We start from the raw sequence: 19,761 nt of genomic DNA on the forward strand, positions 1-19,761 counted from the left end.
AAATTTAAACGTCAGAGGCTCAGTGGAACACTTTTTCGACGTCGGCCACCATGGTTTGCGTTGAGTGGTATCCCCCTGCGGTCAAGTACCACGCAGCAGGGTCCAAAAACACAATGCGGTCGTGCTGGGCGGCCGGTGTGTTGTTGACCAAAGCATTATCAAACAGCTGTTTAGAGACATTATTGCCCGCGCCAATCGCCTGTTGTCTATCAAGGATAAACATCACATCCGGTTTGGCGTCAGCGATGTATTCAAAGGAGATCAAGTTGCCGTGTGTCGCAGCGACGGTCTCGACATTTTTGCTTTCGTTGGTATGGAAACCAAACTCGTCATACACAATCGAGAAACGACTTTGACGACCAAACATAGAAATGCGATTGCCATTGTTCATCACGGTCAGCGCGCTGAACTCACCAGACTGCGCTTTCTTCGCGACGGCATCAAACTGCGCTTGCACGTCTGCGATCATCTGCTCTACACGCTCGGATTGACCAAACACATCCCCCATCACACGCCAGTGATGCTGCGTCGTTGTCCAGTAATCCGCACTGTCAATTTGGTACATATAGGTCGGCGCGATGTCTGACAAAGCAGAGTACATTTCCGCTTGGCGCCCTTCAGCAATGATCAAATCCGGTTTCGCCATGTAAATGGCTTCAAAATTTGGTTCTTTCAAACTGCCCAGCGACGCATATTGCTCCGCTTGGTATTGACTAAGGTGCTCTGGGATCAGTTGCTTCACCACACCCACCACTTCAACATTCAACTCATCGAGCAAATCCAACGCGCCGTAACTAAGCACCACCACGCGTTTGGGCTGACCTTCAATCTCAATGCTACCCAAATTGTGTTCGATTGTTTTCGCACTTGCCCATGTACTTGCCAGCGCAACTGCACAACCCAGTACGATGTTCCAAGAAAATACCATGTTTAAAGAAAAAGCCTTAAGCCTTGCCATAAGGAGGTTCCACCTTTACCTAACCACACTCAATGACAGGATGTATCACTGAGGATTCACGACATCACCACGTTTAAGGTGTTGTTCCATATTCAAATATTGAATCATTCTTCTCACCAATAGTTGGCTGCTAAATGGCCATATCGCAAATGGTAACAAGAATGATTCTTGATTATGGTTGAGAATATCAGCTAATATCAATCCGTCAATAGGATAGTTTCCATACTGGTTATGCAGAAAATGAATTTAGATAAGGTTGACTTAAACTTTCTGGTGATTTTGAAACACCTGCTGGAGGAAAAACACGTCTCCAATACCGCACTGACCCTCCATATGAGCCAACCCAGCGTCAGCCGCGCATTGAACAAATTGCGCGTACTGTTTAACGATGAGTTACTGGTTCGCACGTCCCAAGGCTACGAACTTACCTCCAAAGCGACTCAGTTGCAGCAAGAGCTTGACGGGTTACTCCAGCGACTAGAACGCTTTGTCAATGGCGGACAATTTATCCCACACGAGTCGGAACAAACGGTGCGGTTTTTCGGATTGGTTCCGCAAATCAACTGGTTACTGCCACCGATTCTACGTCGTATTCGCCGCTTAGCGCCGAATCTGATTGTCGATTTGGATACGGTGCCAAAACGTCATTTTGATGCGCTCAATGAAGGTAACGTCCATTTTGTTCTTTCAACCATCGAACCGAGCAACAGCGAGCAAAACCTGTATCGCATGTTCATCCGTTCCCGTGACTTCCGGCTGCTGATGAGCGAAGATCATGAATTGGCGAAGCGCCCTATCACAGTGGATGACCTTCGCCACGCCCATTTCGGTCAAATCTCCATCCAGGGTGGTAAAACACTCTCCATCGAGCCCCGATTTAGAGAGCTGGGCTTACTGGCCAAAAACGAAAAACTCTCTACACCAGTGATGTTGACCAACTTTAACGCTGCCGCCAATGTCGCTCAGGAAACGGATCTGATCTTTCATCTTCCTACCCCGTTCGCCGAGGAGGTCGCGGCCGGTAAGCGCTTAGTGACTCGTGAAGTGCCCGATGCCATCAAGTCCTCATACCAAAACATCTACTTGTATTGGCACAAGCGCTACCACTTGGATCCCATGTGTGTCTGGGTACGTGACCTATTTCGTGAGCACTATCATCACGAGCAAGAAAACGTCGCTAAGCGGCATGAAGAGCAAACGAAATAGAATAAAAAACGCACAGGTTATTCATTAGTTGAATAGCGAGCATGTAAAAATCGTATGAAACTTTGATTGCACTTTATTACTCATGCATATGTAATGCGAACCATTCTCATTGGTAATTACATTAAGGATAAAAGTGCATTCCATGAATCGTTTCACGTTAACCCCCATCGCTCTACTTGTCGCGTCTTCTCTCCCTACTTTTGCGGCCAGTGGCGAAGAAACGGAAAAATTTGATGAACAAATGGTGATCACTGCCACGCGCACTGAAACCACGCTGGCGAAAGCGCCCGCTTCAGTCTCGGTGATCACCCAAGAGCAAATCATCGCCGAGCCTTCTCTCGCATTGAATGATTTGGTTCAGTACGTCGCTGGCGTCGAGAGCCAAATGGACGGTGGCCGTGCAGGCCGTAAAAAGATCTCAATTCGTGGTATGGACACCAAGTTCACCATGATCCTGCTTAACGGCAGAAAACTCAGCTCTTCTAACGCTATTTTCCGCGGTAACGACTTCGATTTAGCGACCATTCCTAAAGAAAGCATTGAAAGAATTGAAGTGATACGTGGACCTATGTCTGCACTGTATGGCTCAGAGGCCCTTGGCGGCGTCATCAATGTCATCACTAAGCAACTAACTAACGACTGGCAATCTCAAATCAACACCGATTATGCCTACCGAGATGATGACAAGGGCGGCGAATACAGTGTTGGCTTTAACACCTCGGGGGCTTTGATTGACGACGAACTCTATCTCGCGTTGTCCATCAATAAAAGTGGCCGTGACGCATACCACGCTTTCGATGGCACCGCTTCCGGCCGCAGTGGCGAGTATGATCGTGCAGATGCAACAACACTAGAAGAGCGTGAAACCTTGGCCATGAGCGGTAACCTTCAATGGTACATCAACCCCAATCATGACCTCGCTTTCGATTTCGCATTCAATGATGACGATCGTCAAGGCGTGATTGAATCTACCTCAGGATTAACCGAATCAGACGCGACCATCAAGCGCGACATGCAAGCGCTCACCTACAATGGCGCCTTCAGTTGGGGTGATGCTCAGCTTAGGTACAACCGTGATTCCGTCACCAGTGAAGACGCGGCCGATACGGACACGGCGGTCAACGATGTCATTGAGACCAATCAACAGCTTTACGGTCACGCTACGACCTTTATCGCCAACCACACCCTAACCATGGGCGGCGAATGGAGCTACGCCGAACTCGATAATCCGGAAAGTTTGACGGTTACCGGTAAAGCAGACGCGCACGAACAAGCGCTCTTCGTGCAAGACCAATGGGCACTTGGTGAGGCATACACCCTCACATACGGCACTCGCTTGGACTTTCATGAAAGCTATGGCAGTCACTGGAGCCCACGTGCTTACTTAGTCAATACCGTCACCGACAAGTTGACCCTAAAAGGGGGTGTGGGCTCAGCGTTTAACGCGCCTTCGCTATTGCAAACTTCTCCGGAAAACATCATCAATAGCTGTAAGGGCAGTTGCCAAATCAGTGGTAACCCGAACTTGAAGCCAGAAACCAGCGTCAGCTATGAGGTTTCCGCGATTTATAATGAGCAAGATTGGGGCGTCGAAGCGAGTGTATTTAGAAATGATATTAAGAACCTGATTGATCGAGATCTGTCCGATGGCAGTGAAGTCGGCACGGGTCCCGATGGCCAACCGATTTACACCTACTGGAACATCAATAAAGCGATGACTCAGGGGATTGAGCTGTCTGGCCACGTTAACCTCACTGAAAGCTTGGAATTGAACGCCGCCTACACCTATCTCGATACTGAAAACAAAGAGACCGGTGAAACCTTGGAGAACCGACCTGAACACAAAGCCAACGCTCGACTTACTTGGTACGCGACCGACTGGTTGGATACCTTTGCTCGTGTGAATTACATTGGCGATACGACACTAAGCGTGAGCGATGACATCACACGCCCAGCGGTGACCACCGTCGATTTAGGTATGAATTATCACTTCCAGCAAGATTGGCGCCTCCGAGCTGGCGTGCGTAACCTCACCGATGAACAATATGATGATTTGGACGTGACGCAGCGCGGTTATAGCGTCGACCCTCGCTCTTGGTACGTAGGACTGACGGCCAACTTCTGATCCCTTGAGTGATCGTGTTGAGTGATTGTTGCTAGCTCGAATTGCACACCAAAGTTTCATCGTGCGGAGCAACAAGCGAAACGTTAAAAGTATACCGATACGATAAAGGGGCTTGATAGCCCCTTTGCTTATTTACGTTACTCCGTTCACTTTTGTACGTTACTGAGTTCACTTGGCTTATGCGTGTTGAATCGTGGTTTTCTCTCGGCAGAAACAGTCCAAATCATGATCGAAGACTACCCCAACCGCTTGCAGATACGCATAAAGCGTCGTACTTCCCAAGAACTTAAATCCACGCTTTTTCATCTCTTTAGACAGTTGATCAGACAATGGCGTGGTGGCCACAGGGAGACGCTCTTCACTGCGATTATCGACGGGCACCCCTTGGACGTATCCCCAAATAAACGCACTGAATGAGCCAAATTCCTTTTGCACCTCAAGAAAGCGCTGAGCGTTGTTAATTGCTGCTTCTATTTTCGGCCGGTGGCGGATAATGCTGGCGTCTTGCATCAGTTCTTCAACCTTTTTGGCATCAAACTGTGCGACCTTCTGCGGGTCAAAGCCAGCAAACGCACGGCGATAACCCTCGCGACGCTTTAAGATGGTGTACCAACTCAACCCTGCCTGCGCGGACTCGAGGATTAAAAATTCAAACAACACCTTATCATCATGGACAGGCACGCCCCATTCATTGTCATGATAAGCCACGTAATCTGGCTTTGATTCATCCACCCAACGGCACCGTTGCATGCGCTCTCCTTTTCTTGGTTGTTACAACTGCGAGTTACTGAGTCGCCTCTTGCATACCCAGTGCTGAAGGGTCACTTGGCTCTCGACCATTCGGCACACGTACTGAGTGGAATAGGCGATACAACACGGGTACCACAATCAACGTCAGCACGGTGGCAAACCCAAGACCAAACATAATGGTCACGGCCATCGGTTTAAAGAAGATGTCCGGTAGCAGCGGTATCATACCTAAAATGGTAGTAATCGCCGCCATACACACCGGACGTACACGACTCAGCGCCGCATCCACCACGGCGACGTAGGGATCTTTACCCAGTTTCATCTCTATCTCGATCTGATCCAGCAGCACAATGCCGTTTTTCAATACCATGCCAGACAGACTCAAAAAGCCGAGTAGCGCCATGAAACCAAACGGTGTATCCAGCAGCAACAGGCCACTGGTGACGCCAATCAGGGCCAATGGCACGGTACACCAGACGATGATCGGCTCTTTGATGGAGTTGAACAAGAACACAGTGATCAAGAACATGAACAAATAGCCCATCGGCATCGTAGTAAATAGAGATGCTTGCGCATCGGCGGATGACTCATACTCCCCGCCCCATTCGAGCGAATACCCCGGCGGGAACTCGAGCGCTTCTATCTTGGTTTGTAAGCGACTTTGCAGAGTGGCCGCTGTTTCTTCGCCGAGCAAGTCTGGGTCAGCCATGACGGTCAACATACGTTTGCGGTTTTTACGCACAATAATCGGGTCTTCCCAGCGCATGTCATAACCAAGCGTGACTTGCTGCAAAGGAATAAATTCGCTCAGTGCTGGGCTCCATATCTTCATCCCTTCGATGTTGCGAATATCCACCCGCTCTTCCTCGGGCAGTCTTGCGACAATTGGCATCAAGGTCGTCCCATCTCGGTACACACCGATGGAGAGCCCAGAGAACGACATCGAGAGAAAATCGTCAACATCGGATTTTGTGATGCCGTAACGTCGCGCTTGGCTTTCGTTAAACTTGGGCTCTAAAACCTTAGTGCGCTCACGCCAGTCATGACGGATGTTGGTCGCGCCAGGATCGTCACGCATGATGGCCTGCACCTCTGCGGCGAGCGAACGCAGCACCGTTGGGTCGGAGCCAATCAGACGCGCCTCAATTTTTGCGCCTCCGCCTGGGCCAAGCTCAATCTTTTTCAGCTTGTAATTGACTTCTGGAAATTGCTGCTCAACGTGGGCGCGAAATTTCACCATCAGGGCATCCAAAGATTCATAGCTGGTGACTCGCGTGGTGATCTCCCCATAAGCCGCGTAGCTTTTCTCCGGAGCATACGTGAGCATAAAGCGCTGCAAGCCTTTTCCGGCGGTCGTGGTGACATGCTCGACGCCATCTTGTTGAGTGATCCAACTCTCTAACGCTTTGAGCTTAGTGTTGGTCGCGCGAATGTCCGTCCCTTCAGGCAACCAAATATCCGCCTGAAACATGGGCGTGGTCGATGAAGGGAAAAACGCCTGCTTAACAAAGCCAAAGCCATACACACTGGCGGCCAACCCCACAACCAAGACGATGACGGTAAGCCAAGCTTGACGCATACACAGCTGCAAAAAGCGTCGATAGACGACAAAGATAATCCCATTGTAGGGATCGGCATCCTCACTGCCCGCGGCGTTTTTTTGCCCTTTAAAGAAGATGTCAGCAAAAAACGGCGTGATCGAAATCGCGGTAAACCAACTGAGCATTAACGAGATAAGCAACACGGTAAACAAGGTACCGCAATACTCACCGGTCGAGTCTTCAGACAGCCCAATAGGCGCAAACGCAGTAACCGCAATCACCGTCGCACCGAGCAGCGGCCATTTGGTTTGCGTGACGATATCCGTCGCGGCTTGCAGGCGGGTGCGCCCTTTTTGCGTGCCAATCAGTATCCCTTCCACCACCACAATCGCGTTGTCCACCAGCATACCAAGTGCGATAACTAGGGCGCCAAGCGAGATGCGCTGCAAATCGATCGCAAAGTACTTCATAAAAATAAAGGTACCTAACACGGTCAGCAGCAATATAAGACCAATCAAGAGCCCGGAGCGTAAGCCCATGAAAAACAGTAGCACCACAATCACAATCGCGACCGCTTGGCCCAAGCTGACCACAAAGCCACTCACTGACTTGTCAACTTCCTTCGGCTGGCTGTAGATTTCTGCAATCTCGACGCCTACAGGCTGCTGATATTTCAGCTCAGCCAAACGGCGATCAAAACGCAGCCCCACTTCGACCACGTTCACCCCTTGCGCGAAAGAGACGCCGAGGTTGAGCGCCAAATGGCCGTTAAAGGTAATAATGTTGCTTGGGACTTCGATGTATCCGCGCGTAATCTCGGCGACGTCCCGTAGATAGATAAGCCCTTGTGCGCCCGATTCGGTCAAAATCAAGTCGCCCAACTGGTCGACATTTTGAAACTCACCCGTCGGCTGAATGCGAATGTATTCGCTGCCAATTCGCACCGCACCGGCATCCGAGACCACATTTTGTGTCGAAAGCAAATTAAACACCGTGCTCGGTGATAACCCGAGGCTACTGAGGCGCTTCATGGAAATTTCGATAAAGACTTGCTCTTGTTGCTGACCACTCACCGAGACTTTGCTGACACCGTCTATCAGTTCCAGCTCTCGACGCAGATAGTCGACGTAATCAAGCAGCTCTTTGTAACTGTACCCATCTCCGGTGACGGCGAGCAAAATGCCATACACATCACCAAAGTCATCAATCACTTGTGGATCATTTACCCCAGGTGGCAGCGAGCCTTTGAGGTCGTTGACTTTACGGCGCAACTCGTCCCAAATTTGCGGCAGATCATCCGGCCCGTAGTTGTTTTTCATGGTGACGGTGATTTGCGATAAACCTCGACTGGAAATTGAGTTCACTTCATCGACATAGGTCAGTTGCTGAATCGCCTTTTCTAGTGGGTAAGTCACCTCTTCTTCCACTTGCTGCGGTGTGGCACCGGGATAGGAAGTGACGACCATAGCATCTTTGATGGTAAAGGCAGGGTCTTCCAAACGGCCCAAACCAAAGAACGCCGCCGCTCCACCAATCAAAAAGATCAGTGAAATCATCCAACTGATGACTCGATTACGAATAAAGTACGCGGCGATGCCTGTAATGTCGTCGTCTGCGCGTGGCGTTTGATTAGAGTTCGTCATGCTGCGCCTCCTTGGCGATGACTTCAACTTGCATTCCCTGTGTCAATTTCCCGAGCCCTGCGATTACGACTTGTTGACCCGCTTCCAGGCCCTCAAGAATCTGCACCGATGTTTTGGTCGCCTTGCCGGTCACCACGGCTTGCTTGCTAACCGTGCCGTCATCGTCTAGACGCCAGATGAAGGTTTCGCTGCGCGCCAGTGCGTCGCCATCGGCATTAAATATCGCTTCAATCGGTACTTGTACCCCTGCTGATAAATTCAAGCCTGCGTTTTCCCCACGTGAGGTCACTTCGACCGCCATGCCGTCCAAAATGTACTCCTCTTCTGGCATGGGCATTGATAAGGTCACGGTGAAAGTGCCCGTTGAGGGATCGGGCTCAGTGGTGAACGCCTTGATGGTTGCTGAATATTCGTTGCCACTAGGCACACGAACCACCGCATCGATTTTTTCCAGTTTGGCTTGCTCTGGTTGGCGGGCGTAGAGTCTGTCTGGCAATTGAATCACCACTTCGACGTTGTCTAAGCTGTGAATGTTCACCACTTGCTGACCCACTTGAATGTTTTCGAACTGATCCACTGCGACACGTGAAATCACCCCATCGACGGGGGCTAATAATTGGGTAAACGAGAGCCGCAACTTGGCCAGTTGAAGTTCTGCGAGCGCTATTTGGCGGTTGGCGGCAATTTCATCAAACTGAGACTTCGCTAACAGCCCTTTATCCACCAAAGGTTTTGAGCGGCGATATTGACTGTCAACCACGGTGTATTTGGCACTGGCGTTGTCGACATCCAGCTGGTAGTCGGTTGGGTCAAGCACGGCGATGACGTCGCCTTTTGCGACTTTATCCCCTTCTTTCACATTCAATTGGCTAATTTCGCCGGCGACACGAAAACTAAGATGAGCACGCTCAGCCGCATTGGCCACCGCAGGGAAAAAGAGGCTATCACCGCTGAACTCGCTGCCTACGCTCGCCACTTTAACTTTAGGCAAGCCAAAATCCAGGTAGTCCGCTTCTCTTTCACAGCCAAACAATACGCTGGTGCACAGCAAGGCGACCGATGTGGTCCATATTCTGTTCATCACAACCCCCGCTCTTTAATCCATTCACGCACTTTGATACCTGCAGTCATGCTGTTCACCCCAGAGGTGACTATCTGGTCGCCATCACTGAGCCCCGACACCACATAACGGCGCTCATCCAATGTCACTGGTGCTTTTTCCACTAAACCTTGGTCATCGACTCGCCATACATAAGTGACACCGTCTTGTTCAAGCAGCGCTGATTTCGGGATGGTTGTCGCTTCACCGCTGCCAGCGGTGACACTGACAATGCCAGCCATGCCAGGCAAAATCCCGACATCCGTTGGGCGCTCCATAATCATGGTCACTTTGTACGATCCGGTTTTGGGGTCCGCTTCCGTATCTAACTCTTGAAAGCTCAGCGAATATTGGTACTCAGGAAAGGCGTCAAAGGTCATGACGGCTTGGGATTGTGCCCCTCGCGCAAAATGATTGAGTAGGTAGTCTGGCAGTTGGAACACCACTTTCATTAATTGATTGGTTTGAATGTTCATCACTGCTTGCTTAGCAGCAACATATTCAAAATTTTCAGCGGGGATCAACGAGATGGTACCATCATAAGGCGCAAGTAAGCGTGTGTAGCCCAAATTCGCGTTGGCTTGATCAAGCTGTGCTTTTGCCGAATTGTGATTGGCTTGCGCTTGGTCGAAATCTTGCTCGGAAACGACTTTATCTTCACGCAGTTTTTTATAGCGGCGATATTGCACGTCAGCCAGTGTGAACTGCGCGTTGGCTTGCTCGGCGAGTAATGCATATTCATCGGGATTTAGGGTAGCTAACACTTGACCACGCGTGACATTTTGCCCCTCACGCACGTCAATGGTTTGCAGCTGCCCAGGCACGCGAAACGCAAGAACGGCGCGATCTCCGGCTTCAGAGACTGCCGGGAATTGACGTTCAAATTGCGTGTTGCCAACCGAGACGGTAAATAATTTCGCCGGACGAGAGTCTGGCTCAGGGACAGGGGCAGGCTCTTTTCCGCAGCCACTAATCAGCGCTGCGCCCACCAAGAGCGTTAAGGAAGTTCGCATAGTCACAGTTCCATTGTTCGCTATTCATCTATTCAATCCAACTATTGATAAAGATAGATGATAGCGATGCGCGCTTCCATAACAGGGATAATAAATTATTATGAAAATTAGGGATTTGGCCGAGTTTTAGACCTTAGTCTCAATGATGAACTTTCACGCGTTGATGATAAAGCGATGAAGTGGGCGCCCCATCACTGTTTGCCACCGCGCCTTTAGAGAGAGCGAAACTCCCGCTCGACACTAAACGTATCTGAGGTGACGTAGGCTTCCATATCTCTGATTTTGCCTTCAAGCTGATCAAACTCTTGCTCAATATTATCGAGTAATGCGCTTGGCGCTTGGCCCTTTTCCCACGGCTTACTCTTGAGTTTATGTCCTTGCTCGCTCTCCATTTCCGCTTGATAACTGGCGGGCATTTTTTCCAACATGAAGCTGAGGGCAACATAGGCTAGCAGCACCAGAAACGAACCGCCCAACAGCGCTGCAGAGATGACCAAAATACGTACTAGCCACACTTCTAATGAGAAGTAGTTGGCCAGCCCAGCACATACGCCCGACAACTTACCGTTGGCAGGATCTCGATACAGTTCACGTTTACTCATAGCGACGTCTCCAGTTTGGTGACTGCTCGTCAAGGATCCGCTCTAAGGTTTCTACTCGTTGCTGCATCGCATCAGCTTTGTTGGATAAGCTTTGCAGGCGCTGGTAATCCTCTTGTGATAAGCCACTGCTGGTTCTTTTTTTGCTGCGATAGTGCAAGAAAAGCCACAAGGGGGCGACAAAAATCAAAAAGACAATTAATGGCCCTGTAACCATAAACGATGACATACATGACTCCTTTTAGGCGGAGAAGCTGATCGCTTCTCCCTATTGTTGTGGGGCGAATGCTCTGCAGCGAAATGATTTTTCACAGAGGGATTAAGAGGATTTTTTCTCTTCCATCTGCTGCTTAAGTTGCGCGAGTTCTTTCTCAATTTCATCTTGAGCTTGCAACTCAGCAAATTCTTGGTCAAGTGATTTACTCTGGCCCGATTGCGCAAACACATCTGCTTCCGCTTCCAGTTCATCAATCTTACGTGAATATTGCTCAAACTTCGCCATCGCTTCGTTGGTACGGGCCGTGTGCAGATGTTTCTGAACATCGCGACGATTGGAGGCCGCTTGGCTGCGAATCGCCAACGCCTGTTGTTTGGCGCGAGTCTCGGTAATTTTACTCTCTAGCTTACTGATTTCACCGGTCAGCTTCTCGATGGTTTCTTCCACTAAGGTTTGCTCTGTGTGAAGACCTTTGAGTACATCTTGTAATTTCTGTTTCTCAATCAAGGCGGCACGGGCGAGATCCTCGCGCTGCTTAGTTAACGCTAAAGAGGCCTTCTGCTGCCAATCATGCACTTGCTCATCAATGGCTTCCACTTTGCGCGCCAGCTCTTTTTTGTCCGCTATCGCTTTGGCGGAGTTAGTGCGCACTTCGACAAGTGTATCTTCCATCTCTTGGATAATGAGGCGGATCATTTTCTCGGGATCCTCGGCTTTATCAAGCAGAGCACTGATGTTGGAGTTAACGATGTCGGCGAATCTTGAAAAAATACCCATGATGAGGCTCCTTAATGGTTGTCGCTACGAGTGTGAACAATACAAGTGTCGTGCCAATAAATAAGCTCATTTAAAACAATCACTTAGATTTTCCCCCTTGATTGAAAGACACGCATGTGATGAAAATAACCAACATAAGGTAAATTTTACCACCGCCCATAGGGGCAATTTTGAGTGAGCCGCGACTATGCAACAAAATCTGATTGGTGAGTCACCTGCGTTTCTTGCGGTGCTCGATAAAGTCTCCAAACTGGCTGCGATTGAGCGTCCGGTGTTAATTATCGGCGAGCGAGGGACAGGTAAAGAGCTGATCGCACAGCGCCTGCACTATCTGTCCAAGCGTTGGGACCAACCTTTAATTTCACTTAACTGCGCGGCGCTTAGCGAAGGCTTGATAGATTCCGAGCTATTTGGGCATGAGCAAGGGGCCTTTACCGGCTCCAAAGGGCGTCATCAAGGCCGATTTGAGCGTGCGGAAAATGGCACGCTGTTTCTAGACGAACTGGCCACTGCCCCACAAATGGTGCAAGAAAAGCTGCTGCGCGTCATCGAGTATGGTCACTATGAGCGAGTCGGAGGGCAAAAACCACTGACAGCCAATGTCAGGCTCATCTGCGCCACCAACGCCGATTTACCCACCATGGCGAAAACCGGTCATTTTCGCGCCGACTTGCTCGACAGACTCGCCTTCGATGTCATTTACCTTCCTCCCCTACGAGCGCGTCAACAAGACATCCTATTGCTTGCCCAATACTACGCCATCAAGATGTGCCGTGAATTAGGGCTTAGCTATTTTGCCGGCTTCACCGAGCATGCGGAGTCAGCGCTGCTCGATTACGACTGGCCTGGCAACGTGCGCGAGCTGAAAAATGTCGTCGAACGTGCCGTATACCTTCATGGCGAGCAAGAAACGCCGATTGATGAGTTAACCTTTAACCCTTTTACGCCGCAGTGGAGTGAGGCTTTCGAGTCCGCTTCTCATAACACGGTAGAGAAGGTGTCCAACGCTGAGGGTGCGTCTGTGTTTACTTTTCCGATGGATTACAAACGCTGGCAGGAAGAGCAAGACATCTCTCTACTTAACCAAGTGTTGGCAGAAAGCAAATACAACCAGCGAAAAGCCGCACAATTGCTCAGCCTTAGCTATCATCAGCTCAGGGGAATGGTGAGAAAATATCAATTAAATACGCCAAACCTTGAGTCTTCCGCAGACGATGAGTAAATCGGCTCTTGATAACCCAACACTTGGGTTATCAAGAGGTTTAATGATAAATTACCCTTATCTTTTATGGTAAATCACTCAGATATTGAGGCATAATGACCAATCGCTTTGTGCTTTATCTCAGGCAATCGCTCTTTCTATGAAAGCATTACTACAGTTAACATTCGGTCTCGTTGGCCTCGGTTTGCTTAGCGGCTGCGGAGACGACATCGACCACAGCAAAATCCGCCAAAGTGGCTTCGTCTATTGTGGCCAAGGTGGTCCCGGGACCTTTAACCCGCAACTGGTCGACAGCGGCATCACGTCTGAAGCGCTCAGTCCTCAGATTTTCGATACCTTACTGGTGCTCGACCCAGATACATACGAACCCATACCCAGTCTCGCCACCGCATGGCAGGTGGATGCAAGCGGCACGGAGTACACGTTTACGCTTCGTCCCAACACCCAATTTCAAATCACACCGTGGTTTACGCCCTCTCGAGCACTGAATGCACAAGACGTGGTGTTTAGTTTTAAGCGTATCATTGACCCACAACATCCTTTTCATCACGTCGGTGGCGGTATTTACCCTTGGTTTAACAGCATCGACTTCCCCAATTTAATTGAAGATGTCGTGGCTACCTCAGATGACCAAGTCCGCTTTATTCTTTCTCGTCCGGATAACACGTTTTTATCCAACATTGCCACCAGCTACCCGGTGATTCTCTCCAAAGAGTACGCGAGTGAACTGGAGATAAAAGATGAAAAAGCGCGCTTAGATTCCCACCCCGTCGGCACCGGTCCCTTTTATTTGGCTGAGTACCAAGTCAACGACCTGATTCGCCTTAAACGCCATACACGTTACTGGAAACAGCCCGCCTTGATGGAGCAAGTTGTGTTTGACATCTCCCATCGCGGTACTGGCACACTGGCTAAACTGCTGCGTAACGAATGTGATGTACTGAGCTCGCCTCTGTCGAGTCAACTGCCCATCATTCGCGAGCAAGATAACATTGAGTTGATTTCAAAGCCGGCAATGAACATCTCCTTTATTGCTGTCAATACCGCCCACCCTGCGCTCAAAGATGCGCGCGTGCGCAAGGCGCTCAACTTTGCCATTAACCGACAAAACATTTTAGATTCGGTCTACTATGGCACGGGTAGCCAAGCCTATTCGGTTCTGCCGCCTAGCTCTTGGGCGTACCAAAAAGACGCCAACCAAATTCGTTACGATCGCAACTATGCTTTGGCACTGCTGCGAGAATCGGGATTCAGCGAAGGTTTGGAGCTCAGTATGTCGGTGCCCCTTGAGCCTCGCGCATTCAACCCTAGCCCGCGCAAAACCGCGGAGTTGATTCAAGCGAACTTGGCAGACATTGGCATCACCTTAAACCTCATTACTGATGAGCGCTTCGAGCGAACCAACCTCACCAGCAACATTGATCTCTACCTCACCGGCTGGATCGCCAGCACGGGTGATCCAGACAACATTCTGCGTCCACTCTTGTCGTGCGATTCCGATCGCGTTGGACTGAATGTCTCCAGTTGGTGTAACCCAGATTTCGACTTTTTGCTCGATTTGGCGCTCGAAGTGGATCGTCCTCGCTATCGCCTCAACCTCTATAGGCAAGCGCAGAATATTTTGAACGAAGAATTTCCCGTGATCCCACTCAATCACGGCGTGCAGTTGCAAGCGCATGATCGCTCGATTCGTGGCTTTCGCATGAGCCCATTCAACGCACAGCCTTTTGATAAAGTGGAGAGGGTGAACTAATGCTGCTGTATACCCTAAGAAGACTGAACCTCTTTATCATCACCTTGCTTATCTTAACCATGGTGGGCTTTAGTTTACTTCGTTTGGAGCCCGACTCCGCCTGGAGCCAAATGGGCTACTGGTCTGGCTGGACGACCTATGTTGGCGAGTTGATGCACTTAAATTTTGGTATTAATAAGCAAGGCGTGGCGATTATTGACGAGCTTGGGGTGGTCTTCCCTGCCACCATTGAGCTGTGCTTTATCGCGTTTGTCATTTCCCTGATGATTGGTATTCCTATTGGCACGTTAGCGGGCATGCGCCAAGGTAAGTGGATTGATACGGCGATCTCCTTTACCTCGATGTCGGGCTATTCTGCACCGATATTCTGGATTGCACTATTAATGATCATGGCGTTCTCACTGCACTTTGAGTTATTTCCCGTTGGCGGCCGCTACGATCTTCTGTATCAAATTGAACACGTGACCGGCTTTGCCTTAGTTGACGCGTTTTTTGCCAAAGGTGCGTACCGAGCGCACGCGCTGCAAAGTGTTATCGAACACCTGATCTTGCCCTGCTTGGTGCTGGCACTCGCTCCGACCACACAAGTTATTGGCTTGATGCGCGCCTCGGTTGCGGAAGTGATGGGGCAAAACTACATTCGCGCAGCGCGGATTAAAGGCCTCTCAAATCACGAGATCGTAACTCAACACGTGCTGCGTAATGCCATCCCACCCATCATCCCCAAAATCGGTATTCAGTTATCAAGCATGTTGACCTTGGCCATCATTACCGAGTCTATTTTTAACTGGCCGGGGATTGGTCGCTGGCTACTGGATGCTTTATCAAACCGTGACTACGTCTCTATTCAAGCGGGTGTCATCGTAGTAGCAACACTGGTACTCACCGCCAATATTGTCTCGGATCTGTTTGGTGCTATGGTTAATCCGCTGGTAAGGAAGGAGTGGTATGCTAAGCGATAACATCTATCAAGAAGAGTTGATACCCACTCAGTTTGAGCGTTTTTGGCGCAGCTACAAAGCCAACAGCTTAGCGATGTTTGGTTTGTGGTGTTTGATTCTGCTGATCGTCATCACGCTACTTTCTCCGTGGATCACACCCCATGACCCGCAGGCGCAAACCGGTGAATTGCTGATTCCCCCTTCTTGGGATCCGACCGGCACCGTCGAATACTTCCTCGGTACCGACGATTTAGGCCGAGATATTCTCTCACGCTTAATCGAAGGTTCACAGCTGACGTTCGGCGCAGCTATCATCATAACGCTCATCGCAGCCATAATAGGTTGCTCAATCGGTATTTTGGCCGGAATGACCAAAGGCCTGCTCTCCAGCACGCTCAACCACTTGCTTGATACTGTGATGTCGATCCCTTCCCTGCTGTTGGCGATCATTTTCGTCGCCTTTCTGGGCTTTGGCGAATTCAATATCTTACTGGCGATCGGTCTAGCGCTTATTCCGCGTTTCGTGCGCTCTTTGTATATCGCGGTGCACGCAGAAGTGGAAAAAGACTACATCATGGCCGCAAGACTCGATGGCGCCAATGATTTCTACCTGCTGTGGAACTCCATTCTGCCCAATATCTTAGTGGTGATCGCAGCCGAAATGACCTACGCGTTGTCATTGGCCATCTTGGACATCACGGCACTGGGCTTTTTGGGCCTTGGCGCTCAAACGCCAAGTACCGAATGGGGCGCACTACTCGGTGACTCCGTCGAGCTCATCTATTTAGCGCCTTGGACAGTGACGTTGCCGGGCCTTGCCATTATGTTCACTGTCATCGTGATCAACCTCGTTGGCGAAGGGGTTCGCCAAGCATTGAATGCGGGGATTGAATAATGCCGCTGTTAGATATCCGTCATCTCACGATCGAGATTGAAACGCCTCAAGGGCTGATGAAAGCGGTCGATCGAATGAGCCTGACTCTCAACGAAGGCGAGATTCGCGGGCTTGTGGGCGAATCTGGCTCAGGTAAAAGTCTGGTGGCGAAAGCCATCGTTGGTGTGTGCAAAGAGAACTGGAAAATCACCGCCGACCGCATGCGCTTAGGCAATATAGACCTATTGCAACTCACGCCGAAAGAGCGTCGCCGCGTTATTGCACGCGATGTGGCGATGATTTTCCAAGAGCCCTCCACCTGTTTGGACCCATCGGAAGAAGTGGGCAAACAGCTGATCGAATCCATTCCAGCCAGCGCCTTTGAAGGCCGCTGGTACGAGCGCTTTAGTTGGCGTAAGAAGCAAGCCATTGGCCTGCTGCACAAAGTGGGCATTAAAGATCACAACCGCCTGATGAACAGCTACCCTTATGAGCTGACGGATGGGGAATGCCAAAAGGTGATGATCGCGATGGCAATCGCGGCCAAACCCAAGCTGTTAATTGCAGACGAGCCCACCAATGACCTCGATCCGATCACGCAATCGCAAATCCTGCGTTTGCTCAGTCGAATGAATCAGATCAACAACACTTCAATCTTGCTGATTGGTCATGATCTCACCACCATCACCCAGTGGGCCGATCGCATCACCGTGATGTACTGTGGTCAATCGGTGGAGTCGGCAGATACCGAGCAGTTGCTTGAAAAGCCAAAACACCCCTACACCGTGGCGCTATTGAAGGCGATGCCCGATTTTAGTGAGTGGATTCCTCACAAAGAAAAACTGCAATCCTTACCCGGCACCATTCCACCGTTGCAACATTTGCCAATTGGCTGTCGACTTGGACCCCGCTGCCCATACGCGCAGCGTCAGTGCGTTGAGATCCCCATGACCAGACGGATTAAAAACCACAAATTTGCCTGTCACTTTCCACTCAATACGGAGAGAAAAAAAGCATGAGTGCGCTACTTGAAGTCGACCAACTGTCGAAACAGTTTGTCACGCGTTCTGGCTTGTTTCGAAAGAAAATCCAACAGGCTGTCAAGCCCGTGAGCTTTAGCTTAGAAGCAGGGCAAACTGTGGGGTTTATCGGCCAAAATGGCTCTGGTAAGTCCACGTTAGCGCGCATGTTGGCCGGTGTGGTTGAACCCAGCTCTGGCGAAATCCGGGTGAATGGCGAAGCACTGCGCCATGAAGATTACTCGACGCGTTGTAAGCTCATTCGAATGATTTTCCAAGATCCGAACACCTCGCTCAATCCAAGAATTCAGATTGGCCGTATCCTTGAGGGGCCATTGAAGCGAAACACCAACATGCCACCCGAAGCACGCATTAAGCGCGTGAAAGAGACCCTACTTCGAGTGGGATTGCTGCCCGAGCATGCGTACTTCTACCCACAAATGTTGGCAACAGGCCAAAAACAGCGCGTCTGTCTCGCGCGAGCGTTGATTCTGCAGCCTTCAGTCATCATCGCTGACGAAGCGCTCAATGGTCTTGATATGGCGATGCGCTCACAGATCATCAACCTGTTTCTAGAACTGCAAGAAGAGATGGGCGTATCGTTTGTCTATGTGTCGCAGCATATTGGCACCGTCAAACACATCACTGACAAAGTGATGGTGATGCACGAGGGAGAAGTGGTCGAGGCGGGCGATACACACAAGGTGCTGACTGACCCACAACACCCGATCACCCAGCGCATGGTTGAAAGCCACTTTAACAAAGCGCTCTGCTTTCGCTAAATCGCCATTTCAATCAGGGATGTCAGCAATGGAACAGCGAATCTATCTATTCCAATGGGGCAAAGTGATTCTACTTAGCCCCTTGCTGCTCTTTGCTCACCTCACCTTCGCCTACCCGAGCCAGACGACCTGGCTTGACCCAACCTTTGTTGAACGCGCTTTTCTCGATGTTGCACTAAAAAACGAATACCGCCCTGGCGACAAGCCACTGACAAAATGGCAGGCACCGATTCGTATTTGGATCGATCACCGCGTGGCTGATCGCGAGCTTCATGATGAGCTGACCAATGCACATCTGCGCGACTTATCCGCGATGACTGGCCACGACATTCGTCGCGTTTCACGCCGGGAGGACGCCAACGTGGTGTGGATATTCACCCGTCAAAGTCAGTGGCAAGACGAGATCGCCGCGGAAATTGGTACTTTTGCGCTAGAGCACATCAAGGGGGCCATCTGCAAAGCGAGCTTTAGTTATACGAGCAGCAGCGTTATCGACAAAGGGGTCGTCATTATCCCGGTGGATCAAGCGCGCAGTCACGGCAAGCTGCTAGCATGCATCGTCGAAGAGATCACCCAAGTGCTTGGTCTGCCCAATGACGCAGAAAGCGCCTACCCTTCGATTTTTAATGACGAAACGCCTGAAGATCTGCTCTCGCCTCTCGACGTCATTTTATTAAAACTGCTCTACGAACCTGAGCTGCGCCCCGGTATGAGCCGAGAGCAGGCCGCGCCAGTGGTGCGTAGACTGCTGCAACGCTATCAGCAACAAGGCATCTTACGCGATGCGGCCAAGCAGGCAAAAAACAACCAGCTATTTAAGCTAGTTGGTGGTTATTAATCACGTTGAACGGGCACGGTTAGCCGCGTTTTTTCAGCTCAAATTCAAACTCGTCCGGAAACAGCACGACGCCCTCTTCATTGCTGTCAGGAAAGACAACCACTGAGAGCTCATCTTGCTCAAGCCCGACGGTCCAACGGCTGAACCATTTTGCTGTGGAAATGGATTGCGGCTCGCACTCAGACCACTCACCGGTTGCCCACTCACGCGCAAACTCTTCAGAGGGCCACACAGGCACGCAATCATCATCTTCGGTGTTGAGCATCACGCAGCCATGCTCGTCGGTTAGGATCCACACTTTGCGCTCTTTTGCGATCGCATTTAAACAGTAATTAAAACGCTCATCCGGACGCATCTTGTTAATGCTTGTCTTTTGCTCTTCACTGAGTGACATGTTACCCCCT

General features: G+C 50.3%; 18 protein-coding genes. 9 read left to right on the plus strand and 9 right to left on the minus strand.

The annotated features are described in order from the left end of the window. Positions 1–19: 19 nt before the first annotated feature. Positions 20–928 carry a siderophore ABC transporter substrate-binding protein gene (locus AC6R10_RS00670; RefSeq protein WP_500626889.1) on the minus strand — a complete coding sequence of 303 codons (909 nt, stop codon included), beginning with the start codon at positions 926–928 and terminating at the stop codon, positions 20–22. Between the two features lie 270 nt (positions 929–1,198). On the opposite strand from AC6R10_RS00670, the gene AC6R10_RS00675 reads away from it, so the two are divergent. Next, positions 1,199–2,164: a LysR family transcriptional regulator gene (locus AC6R10_RS00675; RefSeq protein WP_500671189.1), complete on the plus strand. Its 966-nt coding sequence runs from the start codon at positions 1,199–1,201 to the stop codon at positions 2,162–2,164. Between the two features lie 142 nt (positions 2,165–2,306). Beyond that, positions 2,307–4,289: a TonB-dependent receptor domain-containing protein gene (locus tag AC6R10_RS00680; protein WP_500671190.1), complete on the plus strand. Its 1,983-nt coding sequence runs from the start codon at positions 2,307–2,309 to the stop codon at positions 4,287–4,289. Positions 4,290–4,466: 177 nt separating this feature from the next. On the opposite strand, the gene AC6R10_RS00685 is transcribed toward AC6R10_RS00680, so the two are convergent. From AC6R10_RS00685 to pspA, 7 genes are all read right to left on the minus strand, one after another. Beyond that, on the minus strand, positions 4,467–5,039 hold the full coding sequence (locus AC6R10_RS00685) for a DNA-3-methyladenine glycosylase I (RefSeq protein ID WP_500671191.1): 573 nt from the start codon (positions 5,037–5,039) through the stop codon (positions 4,467–4,469). Positions 5,040–5,073: 34 nt separating this feature from the next. Beyond that, positions 5,074–8,223, minus strand: a complete 3,150-nt coding sequence (locus tag AC6R10_RS00690; RefSeq protein WP_500627933.1) for an efflux RND transporter permease subunit — start codon at positions 8,221–8,223, stop codon at positions 5,074–5,076. Next, on the minus strand, positions 8,210–9,304 hold the full coding sequence (locus tag AC6R10_RS00695; protein WP_500626892.1) for an efflux RND transporter periplasmic adaptor subunit: 1,095 nt from the start codon (positions 9,302–9,304) through the stop codon (positions 8,210–8,212). The genes AC6R10_RS00690 and AC6R10_RS00695 overlap by 14 nt, the downstream gene beginning before the upstream one ends. Further along, positions 9,304–10,335 (minus strand): efflux RND transporter periplasmic adaptor subunit, encoded by a 1,032-nt coding sequence (locus tag AC6R10_RS00700; protein ID WP_334550738.1) that lies wholly within the window; start codon positions 10,333–10,335, stop codon positions 9,304–9,306. Before AC6R10_RS00700 ends, AC6R10_RS00695 begins: the two co-directional genes overlap by 1 nt. A gap of 212 nt (positions 10,336–10,547) precedes the next feature. After that, complete coding sequence (gene pspC, locus AC6R10_RS00705; RefSeq protein ID WP_334550740.1) at positions 10,548–10,937, minus strand: envelope stress response membrane protein PspC; 390 nt, start codon at positions 10,935–10,937, stop codon at positions 10,548–10,550. Then, entirely contained in the window at positions 10,930–11,163 is a 234-nt protein-coding gene (pspB, locus tag AC6R10_RS00710) for an envelope stress response membrane protein PspB (protein WP_334550742.1), read from the minus strand. The genes pspC and pspB overlap by 8 nt, the downstream gene beginning before the upstream one ends. A 90-nt stretch (positions 11,164–11,253) precedes the next feature. After that, positions 11,254–11,928: a phage shock protein PspA gene (pspA, locus tag AC6R10_RS00715; protein WP_334550744.1), complete on the minus strand. Its 675-nt coding sequence runs from the start codon at positions 11,926–11,928 to the stop codon at positions 11,254–11,256. A gap of 187 nt (positions 11,929–12,115) precedes the next feature. Here pspA and pspF point away from each other — a divergent pair, with 187 nt between their 5' ends. The 7 genes from pspF to AC6R10_RS00750 all read left to right on the plus strand — a co-directional run bounded on the left by pspF (position 12,116) and on the right by AC6R10_RS00750 (position 19,357). Then, entirely contained in the window at positions 12,116–13,150 is a 1,035-nt protein-coding gene (gene pspF, locus AC6R10_RS00720) for a phage shock protein operon transcriptional activator (protein WP_500671192.1), read from the plus strand. Between the two features lie 139 nt (positions 13,151–13,289). Then, the gene (locus tag AC6R10_RS00725) at positions 13,290–14,903 is read left to right on the plus strand and encodes an ABC transporter substrate-binding protein (protein ID WP_500671193.1); all 1,614 of its coding nucleotides are present in this window, start codon (positions 13,290–13,292) and stop codon (positions 14,901–14,903) included. Continuing rightward, complete coding sequence (locus AC6R10_RS00730; RefSeq protein WP_500671194.1) at positions 14,903–15,865, plus strand: ABC transporter permease; 963 nt, start codon at positions 14,903–14,905, stop codon at positions 15,863–15,865. The genes AC6R10_RS00725 and AC6R10_RS00730 overlap by 1 nt, the downstream gene beginning before the upstream one ends. Further along, the gene (gene sapC / locus AC6R10_RS00735) at positions 15,852–16,739 is read left to right on the plus strand and encodes a putrescine export ABC transporter permease SapC (RefSeq protein WP_334550752.1); all 888 of its coding nucleotides are present in this window, start codon (positions 15,852–15,854) and stop codon (positions 16,737–16,739) included. Before AC6R10_RS00730 ends, sapC begins: the two co-directional genes overlap by 14 nt. Then, positions 16,739–17,737, plus strand: coding sequence for a peptide ABC transporter ATP-binding protein (locus AC6R10_RS00740; RefSeq protein ID WP_334550754.1), 999 nt, complete (start codon positions 16,739–16,741; stop codon positions 17,735–17,737). Before sapC ends, AC6R10_RS00740 begins: the two co-directional genes overlap by 1 nt. Continuing rightward, complete coding sequence (locus AC6R10_RS00745; RefSeq protein ID WP_334550755.1) at positions 17,734–18,519, plus strand: peptide ABC transporter ATP-binding protein; 786 nt, start codon at positions 17,734–17,736, stop codon at positions 18,517–18,519. The genes AC6R10_RS00740 and AC6R10_RS00745 overlap by 4 nt, the downstream gene beginning before the upstream one ends. 28 nt (positions 18,520–18,547) lie before the next feature. Further along, positions 18,548–19,357, plus strand: coding sequence for a DUF2927 domain-containing protein (locus AC6R10_RS00750; protein WP_500671195.1), 810 nt, complete (start codon positions 18,548–18,550; stop codon positions 19,355–19,357). A gap of 19 nt (positions 19,358–19,376) precedes the next feature. On the opposite strand, the gene AC6R10_RS00755 is transcribed toward AC6R10_RS00750, so the two are convergent. After that, positions 19,377–19,751 (minus strand): DUF2750 domain-containing protein, encoded by a 375-nt coding sequence (locus AC6R10_RS00755; protein ID WP_334550759.1) that lies wholly within the window; start codon positions 19,749–19,751, stop codon positions 19,377–19,379. Positions 19,752–19,761: the final 10 nt, after the last annotated feature.

This window comes from Vibrio sp. R12-SG2-ISO1 (assembly GCF_059834045.1).

Coding starts and splice junctions, on each gene's coding strand:
- AC6R10_RS00685 (WP_500671191.1), bottom strand. CDS start 5,039: ATGCAACGGTGCCGTTGGGTGGATGAATCAAAGCCAGATTACGTGGCT.
- AC6R10_RS00675 (WP_500671189.1), top strand. CDS start 1,199: ATGAATTTAGATAAGGTTGACTTAAACTTTCTGGTGATTTTGAAACAC.
- pspF (WP_500671192.1), top strand. CDS start 12,116: ATGCAACAAAATCTGATTGGTGAGTCACCTGCGTTTCTTGCGGTGCTC.
- AC6R10_RS00745 (WP_334550755.1), top strand. CDS start 17,734: ATGAGTGCGCTACTTGAAGTCGACCAACTGTCGAAACAGTTTGTCACG.
- AC6R10_RS00700 (WP_334550738.1), bottom strand. CDS start 10,335: ATGCGAACTTCCTTAACGCTCTTGGTGGGCGCAGCGCTGATTAGTGGC.
- pspC (WP_334550740.1), bottom strand. CDS start 10,937: ATGAGTAAACGTGAACTGTATCGAGATCCTGCCAACGGTAAGTTGTCG.
- pspB (WP_334550742.1), bottom strand. CDS start 11,163: ATGTCATCGTTTATGGTTACAGGGCCATTAATTGTCTTTTTGATTTTT.
- AC6R10_RS00755 (WP_334550759.1), bottom strand. CDS start 19,751: ATGTCACTCAGTGAAGAGCAAAAGACAAGCATTAACAAGATGCGTCCG.
- sapC (WP_334550752.1), top strand. CDS start 15,852: ATGCTAAGCGATAACATCTATCAAGAAGAGTTGATACCCACTCAGTTT.
- AC6R10_RS00695 (WP_500626892.1), bottom strand. CDS start 9,304: ATGAACAGAATATGGACCACATCGGTCGCCTTGCTGTGCACCAGCGTA.
- pspA (WP_334550744.1), bottom strand. CDS start 11,928: ATGGGTATTTTTTCAAGATTCGCCGACATCGTTAACTCCAACATCAGT.
- AC6R10_RS00740 (WP_334550754.1), top strand. CDS start 16,739: ATGCCGCTGTTAGATATCCGTCATCTCACGATCGAGATTGAAACGCCT.
- AC6R10_RS00680 (WP_500671190.1), top strand. CDS start 2,307: ATGAATCGTTTCACGTTAACCCCCATCGCTCTACTTGTCGCGTCTTCT.
- AC6R10_RS00725 (WP_500671193.1), top strand. CDS start 13,290: ATGAAAGCATTACTACAGTTAACATTCGGTCTCGTTGGCCTCGGTTTG.
- AC6R10_RS00730 (WP_500671194.1), top strand. CDS start 14,903: ATGCTGCTGTATACCCTAAGAAGACTGAACCTCTTTATCATCACCTTG.
- AC6R10_RS00750 (WP_500671195.1), top strand. CDS start 18,548: ATGGAACAGCGAATCTATCTATTCCAATGGGGCAAAGTGATTCTACTT.
- AC6R10_RS00670 (WP_500626889.1), bottom strand. CDS start 928: ATGGTATTTTCTTGGAACATCGTACTGGGTTGTGCAGTTGCGCTGGCA.
- AC6R10_RS00690 (WP_500627933.1), bottom strand. CDS start 8,223: ATGACGAACTCTAATCAAACGCCACGCGCAGACGACGACATTACAGGC.